Raw genomic sequence first — 1392 nt, forward strand, 5'->3', positions numbered from 1 at the left:
ATAATATCTATACAAAAATAATATTATTTCTCTTTGCCCTTCTACATCATAGTTTCTTAATTCACATAGTTTTACTATATCTAATATTCTTCCTTGATATAATGATCTTTCCCTATGTACATATACTACTTTCTTAGGCCTTCCTTTTTTCTTTTTTGATGTTTCGCTTAGCTCCGGTAAAAATTCTCTTTGTATTTCTCTTAAAGAATATACATAATCATATTTTTCTATTACTTTTACTCTTGTACCACTTTTAGAATTTATACTTCCTGGAACTCTTAATACTCTTGTTGCATCTAAAGCCATTCTATCTGCTCCAAATACTTTCAATTGCCTATATAAGTGTTCTTGTATTCCTTTCCATAATGGTAGTGCCATATACGGAGTTTGCTCTAATTTCCAAATTAGTAATAATCCTCTACCTGTGTCCAATGTTATACTTGGTTCTGGAATTATCTTATTATAATAATTATCTTCTAAATTCATTAATATTTGAGTTTTTGTAAATTTAGTTTTATATATATCTAAATCTATAAAACTACAATTAAGCTCTTTTATTGTTTCTATTCTTCTCATTGGCTTATAGAAAGTATTTAAAGATATGTATGTATCTTCTTTGTCAAAGTCTAATTTTAACAAGTCATCCAATGTGTAATGCCATTGTCTAAAGCCATTTTCTTTAGTTATATTTACATTTGTTATCCAGCCTTTGCTTTTATTATGAACATCCTGTATATACTCTTTACTTTCAATAGTACTATCTATTATTTCTATTGCCTCTTTCACTCTCTCACCCCCTTATCTTGAGAATACTACAATTATATCATATATTGTCTGATTTTATATTTTTTGATAAATTGTTATATAATTGCATTGTTTTAATACTAATTTTCTAAATAAATAAGGAGATAATTTTATGAATAAAAGCAAACAATTATTTTTGATTTCTTCTATTTTTTTGATTTTATATTTACTTGTATTTTTTAAAATTATAAATTTATATACTCATTTTTCTATTTCAATATCTCAATCTATTTATAGTTTTTTATGCTCTGGTTTTATTATTAGTGGTTACATTTCAGCATATATAAATAATTCTCGTTCTAAAAAATTATCTATTTTATTTTATATTTTAAGTTCTATGGCTTTATTGCAATATATTTTTTCTGCATTATTGGGATCTATGGGATAAAATAGAATTAATACTGTACTAATACTATTTCCATATATAAAAGTTTAAAAGTAATCTAACAAAATTTTAAATTTTTATTATATGTTTTTATAAACCCTCTGCAAGAGCGCACACACGGTTACAGTGTATAAGTGGTCCCTTCGGATTATATTTAGATTATTTCATGCACTATTTTGCATATTATGATTTCATAAAACTAG

General features: G+C 24.6%; 2 protein-coding genes. One reads left to right on the top strand and one right to left on the bottom strand.

From position 1 onward, the window contains the following. Window positions 1–786 (bottom strand): hypothetical protein (locus ABCP60_RS15910; protein WP_343102184.1); only part of this gene is annotated, 786 nt, incomplete at its 3' end. A 130-nt stretch (window positions 787–916) separates the two neighbouring features. Between ABCP60_RS15910 and ABCP60_RS15915 the strand changes: the two genes are divergently transcribed. Next, window positions 917–1192 (top strand): hypothetical protein, encoded by a 276-nt coding sequence (locus tag ABCP60_RS15915; protein WP_343102185.1) that lies wholly within the window; start codon window positions 917–919, stop codon window positions 1190–1192. Window positions 1193–1392: the final 200 nt, after the last annotated feature.

It is taken from the genome of Romboutsia sp. MSSM.1001216sp_RTP31141st1_G3_RTP31141_220114 (genome assembly GCF_039031195.1).
Taxonomy (GTDB): domain Bacteria; phylum Bacillota; class Clostridia; order Peptostreptococcales; family Peptostreptococcaceae; genus Romboutsia_C; species Romboutsia_C hominis.

Excerpts from the sequence above, each read along its gene's own strand:
- ABCP60_RS15915 (WP_343102185.1), top strand. The coding sequence starts at position 917 with ATGAATAAAAGCAAACAATTATTTTTGATTTCTTCTATTTTTTTGATT.